Here is a 14,206-nt window from a genome sequence, read left to right on the forward strand (position 1 = left end):
ATAATTTGCCCTTTATTTCTAGTTATTGATTTTTATTTTATGTTGATTTCCGGCAGTTTATAGCCTTTTCTTTTAATGAATCTACTGCACGAATATATTTTTCAGTGTATTTCAATCCACTTGTAAACTTTATGCTGAAGATTTACACTCTTCAATAAGATCCAACATCTATACACGATCTATTTGTTTAAAAATCAAAATAGTACGTTTGACTCCTGCATTTCTAATAACAAATTGGATGTAATAAAGACACAAGGGAAACTTAATAAGTTTATCTCATATCAGAGATACAGAAATCTATAAACATATCTCTTAATTTGTTTTGATATCCTTGAGGGTATATAAAATTAAATGTACGCGTTATATTTAAATCCTGAATGTCTACAATCTGATATTCACCACGGGATATCTCCTTGCTGATAGAATAGATAGATACAAAACCAAGACAATTCGCATTTGCCAGAAAAGATTTAATACTTTCTGTATTTCCTAAATACATTTTTATATTTAGATCTTTCGTTTTTATATCTTGCTTTCGCAATTCTTTTGTAATAATATCTAATGTACCGGAACCTGTTTCTCTTAAGACCAAAGGTATTTCTATCAACTCATTTATACTAATTTGCTCTTTCTTAGAGATTGGTTGAGAGCTATGTGCCACAGCAACTATTTCATCTTTCATAAAAGGAATGTGTTTGAATTCTTTTCGACCAATACTTCCTCCTATTATACCCAAGTCTGCATCGTTAGAGATATAGTCATTTTCTAATGTTGTTGTATTACTATTGTATAGAGATATCTTAATATCAGGAAAACGTGCATTGAATCTAGCTAGTACAGGAGGTAATATATATTGGCCAACAGTGGTACTCACTGTTATTTTCAATCGTCCTACATAGGCTTTCTTTTCTATACCAATTTCGTATTCAAGGTTTTTATAATCATTAATGGTACGTTTTGCATATTTCAACAAAATCTTACCACTATTTGTCAACGATATTTTATTTTGTCCGCGATAAAATAAACTTATACCCAATGCACTCTCTAACTCTTTAATATGGTTTGTTACTGCCGGTTGTGTTATATTTAACTCTCTCGCAGTTTCTGAGAAACTTAAGCTGGTAGCAACAGAATGAAATACTCTGATTCTAAAATTAAACATCGCTATCTATTAGTTTTTCGTTAATCTTTAATCAATTAATCCGTGGCAAATTACAAAAAAATATGAGATATATAACAATAAGCTAATATTTGAGTGCCTTTTTGAGTCAAAAATCTTAATTCCAACTGTCAGATATAGAATTTACATAAAGGATAGTAGACAATTGATAATATTAAAGCAAAATTAGTATTTTATACCCCATGTGCTCATAACGAAAAGAGGGCTAAATTCTTCTAATGATATTTAGAAAAGAAGACGGTGCCTATAATTTTTTATTATATCTTATAAAAAAATAAAATATAAAATATCCATACAGAACATTTATTTTTGTGACACAAAAGAACGACTTTACTTTACTACAACATAATAACAGACGAAAGAATGAGAGTTTTTACATTTGAAAAATTAGTAATAATAGAAGCTATTGGTATTATCAGTACGAATATAACTTCAATTCAACAAGGACCAAATGTTGGCAAGGAAAAACGGGCTAGAGAAAAGAATCACTGTGTGTCACCTCTATCTTCAGATATGATATAAGTGATTTTGGTTTAATATATTCGGTTGGCTATCAGAAATATATTGTTCGAACAATGAATTTACAATATTATGATGCCAATTTAGAAAAAAGTTAGACTAAATAGGATATCCCTTACTCTTCTTCGAAATTAGAGTATTTTGCAAAACGAAACTAGACATAACTACAAATATATATTACAAAATAGCAGAAAGCAAAAGTTACACATATCTACATCTAAAAGAATAAGTCCTACTCTAAGTCGGTAAATCATCAAAAAGCTTTTCTATTAAGATCAGACATTATTTATAACCCTGTTATAGAAAAGTCTGATATGCAATACAGTCATAAATATTAAACATAAGACGTTATGAAACAAAAGACTATTAAAATTAAATTAGCCGTTTTATTGCTAATTGGAATCTTTTTCCTCAATACACAAGCACAAGCACAAGTAACAATCGGTTCAGGGATTACTCCGGATAATAATGCCCTGTTAGACCTCAAAGAAGGAGATAAACAACCTTCTACTAAAGGGCTGTTATTACCTCGTGTCGAGTTAAAGGCTTTGACTAACTTTTATCCATTGAAAGCTCATGTTAAAGGTATGTTTGTTTATAACATAGCAGATGTAGACGATGAGGTCTTCCCCGGTTGTTATTATAATACCGGAACCCAGTGGGTACGAGCAGGATCTAGCTCTTTTGTTATGACAGAAGAGAAACTGAATAATCTTTGGACAGCTCAGACAGGCTGGTCTATAAAAGATCAAGATTTCCATAGCTATGGAAAAGTGGTTAACTTTATAATTAAACTGGAACGGACAGGAACTGCAATCCAATCTTGGAATGCTACTAACCATCCATTGATGGTAGCTGCCATCACTAATGCTACAAACAAAGCAGCCTATAAACCGATAGCTTCATCTTTGGCTAGCACGAACGGTATAAATATCAACTGTTTGGCTGAATTTCCAGTAAGAGCTATTTCAACCACAGCCGAAAGCAAAATAGACTTTGACGGAAGCATCTATATCCAGAATGTAAGAGAGAGTGTAGGGACTTTTCTTAATAGAGGAACAATCCAGACAGGAGATTTAATTGTTGTTTCCGGAACATATTTTATACAATAATTCAACTATATATAACTAATTATAATAATGGAATTTTTTATTAAAATATTATCTTTACTTCTCATAAGCACCATCCCCTTTTATTCTTATTCTCAGGTAGGAATAAACACCGAATCACCCGAGGGCATATTACAGATAAAAAGTGACCCCTTATCCACTACAAAGGGAGTTCTTATAGATCAGGATGGGAATGATGGTATTTCAGTAGCCATAGATGATGATATCTTCTATCCATCATCATCCATAAGTCTGGGCGGGAGAAATAAAGCATTCATGCCCAACAGAGTAAAACTTACTGATGTACGTGGCACTGGAGCTGGTATCAGCAACCCCATAACAAATCCAGTGGATGGAATGATGGTTTACAATACAAGTATGGGTGGGTCGCCCCCCAACAATGTAATTCCGGGTTTGTATGTTTTTAATGCAAGTAAAAACAGATGGATTTATCTAGTCGCACAATCTTTGGGAGAACAAGGCTATCATTCTTTTTCTTTATCTACAGCTTTGCTTGTGCCTACAGTAGCTTCATATACAAACCTTGATGGCTATGCTCCCTTATCTCTAAAACTTAATGGAGCTTCTACTTCGTCTGATATTATAGAGATAGGTACAGAGGCTGCTTATTCTATGAATATTAGTCTTGTAGGAACTGTTACAGCTAAAAACATTCCTCGCCTAGAGAGTTATTCGAGGATGGGAGTATATATCGCAGTAGTCTCGATAGCTGACGATGGTACTAAATCAATTTTGGATATCGCTGAAATAAATCCTGCGGCATATAAAGGAACAGGGCGATATGCTACTTATCCTATAGTCTTGGGATTCGGTGCAAAAAAAGGAGATAAGATATCCCTCATTATATCTACATATACATCTTCTATATGGACACTCTTACCTGACGAGACTTCAGTCGTACTTTGGAAAATTTGAAAACAAAAAACATGAACAGATATATAACGTTTTTATGCCTATCGCTTTTGTCTATAGGATCATGTATAGCTCAGGTAGGCATAAAGACAGATAACCCGATTAAAATATTAAATGTGGATGCACAAGGAGATAATCCTTCTGTTAATCCTCAAAATAGCGATAAGCTAAAAGACGATCTCATATTCAGGCTGAATAAGAATTCTGAAGCTAACCTTGTAATAGGAGGAAAAGAATTGAGCCCAGAACGAGAGGCTTCGCTTGAGTTAAATGACCCCAATAAAGCATTACTGCTAAATAGAGTAGCCCTAACGTCTGCTTCGGATTTAACTACTGTTCCTTTGCCGAGTGATGGTATGATTATCTATAATACTGCGACCAGCGGAGTAGGAGAAGAAGCTGTTAGCCCTGGTACATATATGAATGTAAATAAAAGATGGCTGAGACTTGTTGATAAAGAAATCGTAAGTGGAGGTCAGACTTCGAATATCAAAAATATAGTTGAAAATGTTTCATCTACTAAGCTTTCGAATGAAACTACTGGTGCCAATGCCATTAAAATAGGTATAACTGGTGGAGATATTGTTGTTCCTGAAGCCGGACGATATCTTTTCGTTTTCCGTTTGTATGGACAAATAGCCACCAATACAACAGTACGATACGGTGACTATTATATATATTTATTTAAGAAAAAAGGAGGTATAGGAGCAGAGGTGTTAATGGATAAAACACGGATGACAGTCGTAAAAGCAAATGGTAAGTTTGGAACCTATTCCCCAATGCTAACAACGACTTATCTTGACAAAGGGGATGTTATTATTATACGGTTTGGGCATACTGGTCCTGATACTCAAGTTTGGAAATTAATATCAAGTCAGGATATGGTGGCCAACCGTACATCCTTTGCTTATTGGCTGATAAAATAATTTTTTAAGAGTTTTAGAAATGAGAATATTAATATTATTTATGATAGTCTGTTCGAATGTAATATATGTGCAGTCACAGGTAGGTATTAAAACTGACAATACAAAAGGAGCTTTACATATCGACGGACTAGGAAATAATCCAAAGACGGGCTCGATTCCTAAGGATAAAACGGGTGATGATCTTGTTATTAACCAGTCTCTTAATAGTTCCAACATAGGTATTGGAGTTATTCCTGATGCTGACTCCAGTGCACAACTCAAACTAGGTGGAGCCAATAGTGCTTTTTTACCTAACAGAGTAAAATTGAGAAGCGCTAATGATATAGAGACAGTACCGAATCCAGAGGATGGAATGGTAGTTTATAACACAACCGACAATGCGACAATGAAGTCCGGTCTATATAGTTACTACAATAATCAGTGGAATAAACTATTAGAAAAGGAATTTATATCTGTCATCGAGTATCGCGACTTGTGGGCTGGGGTAACAACTTCTACAGGAACTGGATATGTTGATCCTGTGACAGATACAAAAGCCTATGAAAATCCTAGTAAATCGACTGCCTTGCTTTGGGCCAATCCGGCCACAAAGGAAAAAGCTTTACAATATATCACTTTGCCCGAAACAGGATCGTTCGCCCTATCCTTTAGGCTATATATGAAACAGTCTGCTAATAGCAATACTCGAGCTGTCGGGTATTTATGGGCGATGAAAGGAGCTTCTACCGCAGTCAAAGATGTACTTGATGTTTCAGAAATAAATCTGACTTCGTTTGAAGAGTCAGAAGCTAACAGAATAATGACAGCCTCTGTTACCCTTACAGTAAGTGGAAACAAAGATGATCAGGTTTGTATACGTTGGGGTGCCCCCGAAATGGCTAGAGGAAGTCTCCGTGCAGCACCTTTTCAAATGATACCACAAAAAACATCTCTTATTTTTTGGAAACTTTAATTGTAATTTGTATAGTTTGTCTTTTGGAGAGCCTGAGATGAGATATTTCAGGTTTTCTTTTGGCAATCTCAACAAATATGATTACATCATATTTACCTACAAATAAGCATTTTACACACCAATCTTAGAGTAAAAATAATTAAATAATGAGTAAATCGATTTTAAGCATACTATTGTTTCTAATAGCTACTAATATATTGGCACAGGTGGGAATTGGTACTGAGGTGACAGATCCCAATATTATATTGCAGGTAGAAAGTACACCTCTGAAGGGAACTTCTTATAATGGCGGACTTCTTTTTCCCAGGTTGTCGCTCTCATCTACTGTTGTCTTCTCTCCTGCTACAGGTACCCCTGCAACAGGGTTAATGATATATAATACTGCTACAAACGGGGCGGGGGAAACTGCAGTAATCCCCGGCTTCTATTATTGGGATAATACAGATTCGAATTGGCACAGAATGGCTCAGAAGAATGCTAGTGCAACGTCGATGTTTTCGAATCAGGATACCAAAACAGATATCAATAGCGGGAGTGGAATTTATGCCGATTTATTTGCAAATGTCAGATTCAACAACAATACATCTTTGTATGAAAAGGTAAATAATTCCACTCTAAGAATTAATGAAACCGGATATTACAAAGTGATTCTAAACCTTGACCTAGCATCTGATGGAGGGGCAGACAATTTCGGTATTGAAGTCGTTGTAAATAATACAGACGATATTGTTTCCGATAATATATATATTCCGGGAAGATGGGATAGTGAAGGAGGAGAAGAGGCATATTTTCCTAACGGAAGATCTTTTATAATCTATGTTCCGATAAACGTTGCCGGACACACCTTAAGGGTAAAAACTTATGAATTAGACCCAGGAACAGATGTCTATTTTAAAAATCCCGATACTTCAACTATATCCATAGAAAAAATCAGATAAGCATGAAAAAAATATATTTATGTCTTGCATTCTTAATGTCGTTATTTGCCTATACAGCACACGGGCAGGTAGGAATAGGTACAGAAATAATCGGAGATGGAGTTGCTCTACAATTAGATGCATCGGATAAAGGAGTCTTGTTTCCTCGGGTAACTCTGTCATCTCGCTATTCAACATCTCCCCTCCCGACATCAATACTTACCGGAACAATGGTTTTTAATACAGCTACAGCAGGAAGTTTTCCAAATACGATTTCCCCAGGATTATATTGGTGGAGTGTAGAAAATCAACAATGGACAAACTTAAATACGAATATTACCAATATATTAATGAAGTATACAAACACTGAGACTTCTACCAATTATAATACGACTTCATGGCAAAACATAAAATTATTTGGCAATAAAATTATCAATGAAAATCCACTTATTTACGAAGTGAATCCAGTGAATCAGGAAGTGAAAATTAATCTGCCTGGACTATATTCTATCTCAAGTCTTTTATCTTTTAACCGAAAAAGTGGAGGTAATGCCGGAAGAGTCTCTTTAAGTGCCAGGATATACATTAATGGAAATCCTGTTGGGACAGAGCAGGTCTTTTCTCCTGGATACACGGCTGGTGTGGCTGGAGGCAGAGGTCTTTTCTCGCATGCTTTTACTGAATATTTAGAACTAAACGATGGAGACTTGGTCTGCGTTAAAATAAAAAGAACAACAGGTACTTTTTCCGGTGGCACAGCCATAGTTCCATTCTTTCAAAGTGGAGATTCCAGTATAGCTATACTTCGTATTCGTTAATAGAAAAAACAGTTGTATGAAAAGAACAATATTAAGTTTTGTAATAAATTGTATCTTTACAGTTCAGATGTTTAGTCAGGTCGGAATTGGGACTACAGACCCAATATCGTCATCTGTCTTAGATATTACATCTACAAATAAAGGGGTATTAATACCGAGGGTTAAATTGGCAGGGGCAAGTGACAAATCACCACTGGCCGGAAATATCCCTGATGGTACTCTTGTCTTCAATACGGTCAGAGCAGGTACAGGCAATAATATAGTTATTCCCGGAGTTTATGCTTGGGTAAATAATAAATGGATTATCCCAAGTACGATTGGGGTAACAAGATCAAAGGCTATTAAATTTACCAATTCATTATCAAACACAACTAACTTTAATCCTCCCACAGTGGCAACCCCTGTAACTATTGATATTTACAATAATGAGAAGTTTAATGATGATCCGTCTATTTTCGAAAGAATAGATGATCACAAGCTCAAAATCAAAAAAGCCGGACTCTACATTGTATCGGTAAATCTTGCTTTAAAGCAAAATCCGGCAAAAGATGAATCAAGACTGAGTAATTATATTTATTTTAACCTAGATGGAATCCTAGTTTCGGCTAAGATTATTACTCTCGTGCCTCAATATAATCCAAGTAGTGTTAATATTGATGGAAGGTTTGCCTTTAATTCAAATTCTTATATTAAAGTAGAGGCGGGACAAATATTGACTCTGCATTCACAGAGGTATAAGGATGGAACTAGGTACGATGGAGTTTTAAATTTTGATAATACAAGCCCTTCCAGCGTAACCGTTATTAAAATACAATAACTTACTTTTTATTGATTCTTATTACATTGGAGAGTCCGATTAGTACTAATAAATCGAATCAGCCGTTTTGTTGCAAAGGATGGCTGTTTCGAACAGAGCAAGCTGAATGTTTTATGGTACAGTTAGCCAAATAATATATGTAAAAAATGGGGATTAAAGACACGTAATACATCATTGCAATCCTAAGTTAAATAATATGACTAAAAGTACAAGCCAATTAGTTCCTTCATTATCTAACGATAAATTATATTTTCTCACTTGTAGTACATTCAGAATCACAGATCTTATAGTTTCTATATTTAAAGGAATAATGTTTAGGCTCTCATCTAAAATTATCAATCCTTTTAAAATACAGAATTCAGTAATCTTACTTAATACAATTTCATCCTGACTAGTAAAATCAATTCTAAATGATACGGATTGAACAATATTATTTATACTTAATATTTCGAAACAATTAGATCCTAAATCACCATAAACCAATAAATTCTTACTCCATGGTTTCCCTTCGGATATAATATTAATAATATCCCTGAAAAAGAGAGGCGATATTGAATTTCTCATCCAACAAATATCATCTTCAAAGAATCCATCTTCATCCATTAATGATTCCAAATCCTTTTCGGATAGGAAATCCCTAGGTATTACTAAAAAACTATATTGCCAATTGGTATCAATAATGAAATCCGTTATCCAACTTTCCTTGTGTTTACGGCCATAGTTTTTGACTATATAATTTTGTATTAAAAACCGCTGATTCTATAACATCTTTTACATGCTTCCACTTAGTAACAAATCCTGATATTTGAGGGTTTAGACCGTCTTTTAGAATACGACTAGCTCCATAGGGAGTTGTCACATGAACATACGCATCATTAGATATAGAAATTCCACTTGCTCTACTGTTCAAAAAATTATTAACCTGCCTATGACTAAAAGAAAAATAGCATATGGGGACTAAAATTATGGCTCGTATCTATTACAAAGAAGAAAACATAAGTAGCAAAGAATATGTCTCCGACAAGATTAATACTGAAACATTCGACTATATCATCAATAATATAAGCAATTCTATCTAAGTATTCTATAACACTGATTTATTCATCTTATCTAATTACATAATTATTCTAGTTGTATTGTCGTGCAATAAGGTTATTGCACAGTTAACAAATAAGTTGTACGATCAACAAGATCCCAACATACGTAACCGCAATAGTTTATCTATCTGACAGTAGTATTTTCTACATGTAAAAGTTCTACGATGTCTTTTGAATACATTTTCATAAAAATACATACACCGTATTTAACAGTTTTTGCTTTGAGTATTTTACACGATAAAGGAAGATAAAGAAAATTATTGCAATAGTCAAAATTATAATAATATCCCTGTATAAGTTTTTTCTTGTTTGCTCGAACTTCAGTTGCTGCTCTTTCTTTTCAAATCCAAATTTAGTATGTAATTACTGTCCCGTCTTTATATATTTTTATCATAATTGAGAAGATAAAAAAGATTAAAAATTCAATTGATATTGCAATTTAGCCAAACTAAAATCTAGATATATTATAATTTAAGACAACAAAAGAATACCTACAACATGGTATTTATTGATACAAAAATACCTACATAGTGGTATTGAAATTTTCTTTTCATATATTTAAATTTGCGCCTCTAACATTTTATAAAATTAATGAAAAAGAGTTTATTACTCTGTTTTTTACTCATATGCATTATTGAATCTGCATATTGCCAGTTTTATACAATATCAGGAAAGGTCTTAGACAAAAAAAAACAAACTCCAATAGAGTACGCTATTATTTCTATTCCAGACCTCAGTTTAGCTGTTTATTCTGATATCGAAGGAAGATTTATTCTCAAAAATATTCCAAAAGGAACTTTCGACTTAAGCTTTTCAATTCTCGGATATGAGAAAAGCACATTCAAAATACAAGTTGACAAAAATAAAGACGACCTGATTTTCTATTTAGCAGAAGATAACTTACTGTTAAATGAGGTCGTTGTAACTGCCGAGAAAAAAACAGAAGATCTTACAACAGCCTACACTATAGAGCGGGCTGCATTAGACCAGTTACAGGTATTGAACATTACTGAGATTGCAGCACTCCTGCCCGGAGGCCAGACTAGCAAAAAAACAAATTTAGCAGTCAGTCGAAGTGGAGCAGATCACTTCGACATTCGTTCGACAGGGACAGGCGAGCTTGGATTATCCTCCTTTGGTACAGCTGTTGAGGTCGACGGTGTTCGACTATCCAGTAATAGTCAGTTTATAAAAGAAATAAAGGGTGCTGATACTCGCAGTATAGCCTCAAACAATATAGAATCTGTTGAGATTATAACAGGTGTTCCCTCCGTTGAATACGGAGATCTATCAAACGGAATGATAAAAATAAATTCGAAGCGAGGTAAATCTCCATTAAATGTAGAATTATCTACCAGACCAAATACTAAATCAATCTCGTTCAATAAGGGTTTTGATCTTGGTGGTAAACGCGGAATAATGAATGCTAGTTTTGAACATACAAAATCTAATTCAGATATTGCATCTCCTTATACGACTTATGATAGAAACAACCTCTCACTTATCTACACCAAAACCTTCGATAAAAATCGAAATAATCCATTAAACTTATCTATTGGATTTTCAGGAAATATTGGAGGCTATGATTCCCATGGCGATCCCGATGCCTTTATAGACACCTATACAAAAGAAAGAGATAATGCACTTAGACTGAATGTGAAATTAGATTGGTTACTTAACAAATCATGGATTACCAAATTAGAATTTTCAGGTACCCTCAGCTATTCGGATTTATTGACAGAAAAAAAAACAAACAAGGATAATGGAACATCAACACCTGCTATACATACAATGGAACAAGGACATTTTATGGGAGCCTTGTATGATGTAAACCCTGATACTGAAATCATATTAATACCCGGAGGATATTGGTATTACATTAAACGCGAAGATAGTAAGCCTCTTATTTACACAAACAAACTAAAGGCAAATTGGACTCGAAAATTCGAAGAAATAATCAATAAGACTATGGTTGGCGTTGATTTTAACCATACAAGTAATTTAGGAAGAGGTGAGTATTACACTGATATGCGTTATGCTCCTACATGGAGAGAATATAGATACGACGAACAATCAGCAGTTAATAATCTGGCAATTTACGCGGAAGACGAGATAAACTTTGTCTTACCAAGAAAGACTTCACTTAGAGCTTCTATCGGCCTTCGTAGCGATTTAACATATATAAAAGGCTCTGATTATGGAACAGTCAGCAGTTTATCCCCAAGGATTAGCGCGAAATATACATTCTGGAATCGCTCCAAAAGCACTCTCTCATTAATGAGTTTGCGTCTCGGGTTTGGAGATGCAGTCAAACTTCCTTCCTCATATATACTAAACCCTACACCTACTTATCAGGACAGATTAGCTTTTTCTGCACCTCCTACACCTGATAATACAACCTATTATGCATATAATACGACACCAAGTACAACCATTTACAATCCCGATCTGAAATGGCAAAGAAGTCGTTTAATAGAGCTAGAGTTCAACGCTCGTATAGGACAAGTAAACATTTCACTTACAGCATACAACAACAAAACTATTGATCCTTATACTTTAACCACCTTGTACACTCCCTATTCGTACAGATTTACAGATAGCGAGACGGAAATGGGTAAAGTCTCCATACCACATGCAAATAGATCATACGCAATAGATAGAGTCACAGGTATTGTTACCGTATCAGACTTAACGGGAAGCTTACCCAGCGAGCAATTAGCATATACTGAAAGAAAAACTTTCAATTCGAGCAGTTACTATTATAACGGAGACAGTTTCTCTAGAAAGGGATTAGAATGGGTTATCAATTTCGGAAAAATTTCAGCTATTCATACTTCTTTTCAGATAGACGGATCATATAATTATTACAAAGGATTAGAAACCGGATTAGTAGCGAGTATGCCTAATTCGAGCCAAAATATGGCAGACAAAACTCCTTATAAATATGTTGGGTTCTACGAAGGCTCTTCCAATGCTGCAAATGGCAGCTTATCAAAAAAAATAACGAATAATCTGTCTGTCAGCACTCATATTCCGGCAATACGCACAATTATTTCTCTCCGAATAGAAAGTTGTTTGTATAATTATAAACAAATGTTTAGTCAATCGGCAACAGGTACTCGCAGTTATGCCCTAGAAGACAAAGCAGACTATCTACCTTCCGGCACAGTAACAGATATATATAAAGGAGGCAATTTTGTAGCACTTTACCCTCTATATTATATAAGTTTGGACGACATGAACACGCAAATTCCTTTTGCAGAAAAGTTATTATGGGCAAAAACTAATGATCAGACTCTATACGGCGAACTCATTAAAATGATAGTTAAAACAAATACTAATTATTACTTCAGACCAACGAATATATCTGCTTATTTCTCTGCTAACCTGAATGTAACGAAGGAGATGGGAGAACACATTTCAATATCTTTTTTTGCAAATAATTTTATTAACAATGTAGCCAAAGTAAAAAACAAACAAAATGATAGTGAATATTCTTTATACGGATCAAGTTATATTCCTGAGTTTTATTATGGTTTAACCTTACGGATCAAACTATAAAAAACTCTTTACTAAATACAATAAAAAAACAAGTTATGAATTTACAAAAATTATTATCTCTACTTATAGCTGTTCTACTAATCGGAACTTCTTGTAGCGACAGTGACGACAACAATGAGTATCTAACGTATGATGTGACCATAAATCTTGCTTATCCTACTGGTTACACCCCTGTAGAAAATACGAATATAACATTAGTGAATACAACTTCTACAACAACTTATACCGGTAAAACAAATGCTTCAGGCGAGGCCACTTTTAAAGTAGCAGCAGGTATTTACAATGTATCTGCAACCGAGAGTAGAGCTATTGACGGAAACTCTTTTTTATTAAATGGAAATCAGACTTTTACTGTAGGCAGTAATTGGATAAGCTCCACTCCAGTAACATTGACCTTGACAGCTTCCGAAAAAGGAGGGATAATCATTAAAGAATTGTATACAGGAGGATGTCAGAAAGATGATGGTTCTGGAAAGTTTATAAACGATGCTTACGTTGTTCTCTACAATAATTCAGATATAGAATTGAAACTGGAAAATGTGGCATTAGGAACAACAATCCCTTACAACTTTACGAGCTCCAATAAGTATTATACAGATGGAAAGCTTTCTTATGAAGCAGAAGGTTGGATACCTGCTGGTACAGCTATTTGGTATTTTAACAATACGGTTTCAATAGCAGCAGGAAAACAAATCGTAATCGCACTAAAAAATGCTGTTGACAATACAAAAACCTATAGTAATTCTATCAATTTTGCAAACTCCGAATATTATTGTACGTATGATATTCTAGGACAATTTACTAATGTAACCGTTTACCCCTCTCCGTCTACAGAAATTCCTTCTAGCCATCGTTTATCGGCTGCTATTTATGGGGCGGGGAACGCTTGGGCGATAAGTATAGTTTCTCCGACTTTCTTTATTTTCACAACGAAAGGAACTACACCAATAGCTTTTGCCAGTAATGCTAACAATAGAGATGACTATTTCGGAAGCACTACATCAATCAGTCTGAAAGTACCGACAGATTGGATTCTCGATGGTGTAGAAGTAAAAGGACAAGGCGTAGACGGTCTTAAACGATTAACACCCACTGTAGATGCAGGACATGTAGCAATGATCGGTGGCTTTGGATACTCAATATACCGAAATGTAGATAAAGAAGCAACAGAAGCAATTGAAAGCAATGCCGGCAAACTGGTTTATAACTATTCGTTAGGTACAACAGATAAAGCAGAAGGGTCTACTGATCCGAGTGGAATAGATGCGGAAGCTTCCATAAAGAAAGGAGCACATATTAAATACAAAGATACCAACAACTCTACTAACGATTTCCATCAACGCATTAAAGCTTCGTTAAAAGATTAATTTGATCAAC

The 14,206-nt window shown here is 34.6% G+C and carries 13 protein-coding genes; 10 read left to right on the forward strand and 3 right to left on the reverse strand.

The window, feature by feature from the left end:
* Positions 1-271: 271 nt before the first annotated feature.
* Positions 272-1,162 carry a LysR substrate-binding domain-containing protein gene (locus BGC7_RS12520; protein WP_050701942.1) on the reverse strand — a complete coding sequence of 297 codons (891 nt, stop codon included), beginning with the start codon at positions 1,160-1,162 and terminating at the stop codon, positions 272-274.
* Between the two features lie 887 nt (positions 1,163-2,049).
* Here BGC7_RS12520 and BGC7_RS12525 point away from each other — a divergent pair.
* From BGC7_RS12525 to BGC7_RS12555, 7 genes are all read left to right on the forward strand, one after another.
* Positions 2,050-2,811 carry a hypothetical protein gene (locus BGC7_RS12525; protein WP_050701943.1) on the forward strand — a complete coding sequence of 254 codons (762 nt, stop codon included), beginning with the start codon at positions 2,050-2,052 and terminating at the stop codon, positions 2,809-2,811.
* A 27-nt stretch (positions 2,812-2,838) separates the two neighbouring features.
* Entirely contained in the window at positions 2,839-3,744 is a 906-nt protein-coding gene (locus BGC7_RS12530; protein WP_050701944.1) for a hypothetical protein, read from the forward strand.
* An 11-nt stretch (positions 3,745-3,755) separates the two neighbouring features.
* Positions 3,756-4,667, forward strand: coding sequence for a hypothetical protein (locus BGC7_RS12535; RefSeq protein WP_050702076.1), 912 nt, complete (start codon positions 3,756-3,758; stop codon positions 4,665-4,667).
* 19 nt (positions 4,668-4,686) lie between these two features.
* Complete coding sequence (locus tag BGC7_RS12540) at positions 4,687-5,619, forward strand: hypothetical protein (RefSeq protein ID WP_082206708.1); 933 nt, start codon at positions 4,687-4,689, stop codon at positions 5,617-5,619.
* Positions 5,620-5,765: 146 nt separating this feature from the next.
* Entirely contained in the window at positions 5,766-6,557 is a 792-nt protein-coding gene (locus BGC7_RS12545; protein WP_050701946.1) for a hypothetical protein, read from the forward strand.
* A 2-nt stretch (positions 6,558-6,559) separates the two neighbouring features.
* Positions 6,560-7,354: a hypothetical protein gene (locus BGC7_RS12550; RefSeq protein ID WP_157258720.1), complete on the forward strand. Its 795-nt coding sequence runs from the start codon at positions 6,560-6,562 to the stop codon at positions 7,352-7,354.
* Between the two features lie 16 nt (positions 7,355-7,370).
* Positions 7,371-8,171 carry a hypothetical protein gene (locus tag BGC7_RS12555; protein WP_157258721.1) on the forward strand — a complete coding sequence of 267 codons (801 nt, stop codon included), beginning with the start codon at positions 7,371-7,373 and terminating at the stop codon, positions 8,169-8,171.
* A 171-nt stretch (positions 8,172-8,342) separates the two neighbouring features.
* On the opposite strand, the gene BGC7_RS12560 is transcribed toward BGC7_RS12555, so the two are convergent.
* Together BGC7_RS12560 and BGC7_RS12565 are read right to left on the reverse strand one after the other, a co-directional pair.
* Complete coding sequence (locus tag BGC7_RS12560) at positions 8,343-8,774, reverse strand: hypothetical protein (RefSeq protein ID WP_050701949.1); 432 nt, start codon at positions 8,772-8,774, stop codon at positions 8,343-8,345.
* A gap of 106 nt (positions 8,775-8,880) precedes the next feature.
* Complete coding sequence (locus tag BGC7_RS12565) at positions 8,881-9,081, reverse strand: hypothetical protein (RefSeq protein WP_050701950.1); 201 nt, start codon at positions 9,079-9,081, stop codon at positions 8,881-8,883.
* Between the two features lie 40 nt (positions 9,082-9,121).
* Between BGC7_RS12565 and BGC7_RS18200 the strand changes: the two genes are divergently transcribed.
* The 3 genes from BGC7_RS18200 to BGC7_RS12575 all read left to right on the forward strand — a co-directional run bounded on the left by BGC7_RS18200 (position 9,122) and on the right by BGC7_RS12575 (position 14,196).
* Complete coding sequence (locus tag BGC7_RS18200; protein ID WP_255351475.1) at positions 9,122-9,250, forward strand: hypothetical protein; 129 nt, start codon at positions 9,122-9,124, stop codon at positions 9,248-9,250.
* A 609-nt stretch (positions 9,251-9,859) separates the two neighbouring features.
* Positions 9,860-12,829, forward strand: coding sequence for a TonB-dependent receptor (locus tag BGC7_RS12570; RefSeq protein ID WP_050701951.1), 2,970 nt, complete (start codon positions 9,860-9,862; stop codon positions 12,827-12,829).
* 35 nt (positions 12,830-12,864) lie between these two features.
* On the forward strand, positions 12,865-14,196 hold the full coding sequence (locus tag BGC7_RS12575; protein WP_050701952.1) for a DUF4876 domain-containing protein: 1,332 nt from the start codon (positions 12,865-12,867) through the stop codon (positions 14,194-14,196).
* Positions 14,197-14,206: the final 10 nt, after the last annotated feature.

This window comes from Dysgonomonas sp. BGC7 (genome assembly GCF_001261735.1).
In the GTDB taxonomy this organism is placed as follows: domain Bacteria; phylum Bacteroidota; class Bacteroidia; order Bacteroidales; family Dysgonomonadaceae; genus Dysgonomonas.

Excerpts from the sequence above, each read along its gene's own strand:
- BGC7_RS12520 (WP_050701942.1), bottom strand. The coding sequence starts at position 1,162 with ATGTTTAATTTTAGAATCAGAGTATTTCATTCTGTTGCTACCAGCTTA.
- BGC7_RS12525 (WP_050701943.1), top strand. The coding sequence starts at position 2,050 with ATGAAACAAAAGACTATTAAAATTAAATTAGCCGTTTTATTGCTAATT.
- BGC7_RS12530 (WP_050701944.1), top strand. The coding sequence starts at position 2,839 with ATGGAATTTTTTATTAAAATATTATCTTTACTTCTCATAAGCACCATC.
- BGC7_RS12535 (WP_050702076.1), top strand. The coding sequence starts at position 3,756 with ATGAACAGATATATAACGTTTTTATGCCTATCGCTTTTGTCTATAGGA.
- BGC7_RS12540 (WP_082206708.1), top strand. The coding sequence starts at position 4,687 with ATGAGAATATTAATATTATTTATGATAGTCTGTTCGAATGTAATATAT.
- BGC7_RS12545 (WP_050701946.1), top strand. The coding sequence starts at position 5,766 with ATGAGTAAATCGATTTTAAGCATACTATTGTTTCTAATAGCTACTAAT.
- BGC7_RS12550 (WP_157258720.1), top strand. The coding sequence starts at position 6,560 with ATGAAAAAAATATATTTATGTCTTGCATTCTTAATGTCGTTATTTGCC.
- BGC7_RS12555 (WP_157258721.1), top strand. The coding sequence starts at position 7,371 with ATGAAAAGAACAATATTAAGTTTTGTAATAAATTGTATCTTTACAGTT.
- BGC7_RS12560 (WP_050701949.1), bottom strand. The coding sequence starts at position 8,774 with ATGGATGAAGATGGATTCTTTGAAGATGATATTTGTTGGATGAGAAAT.
- BGC7_RS18200 (WP_255351475.1), top strand. The coding sequence starts at position 9,122 with ATGGGGACTAAAATTATGGCTCGTATCTATTACAAAGAAGAAAACATA.
- BGC7_RS12570 (WP_050701951.1), top strand. The coding sequence starts at position 9,860 with ATGAAAAAGAGTTTATTACTCTGTTTTTTACTCATATGCATTATTGAA.
- BGC7_RS12575 (WP_050701952.1), top strand. The coding sequence starts at position 12,865 with ATGAATTTACAAAAATTATTATCTCTACTTATAGCTGTTCTACTAATC.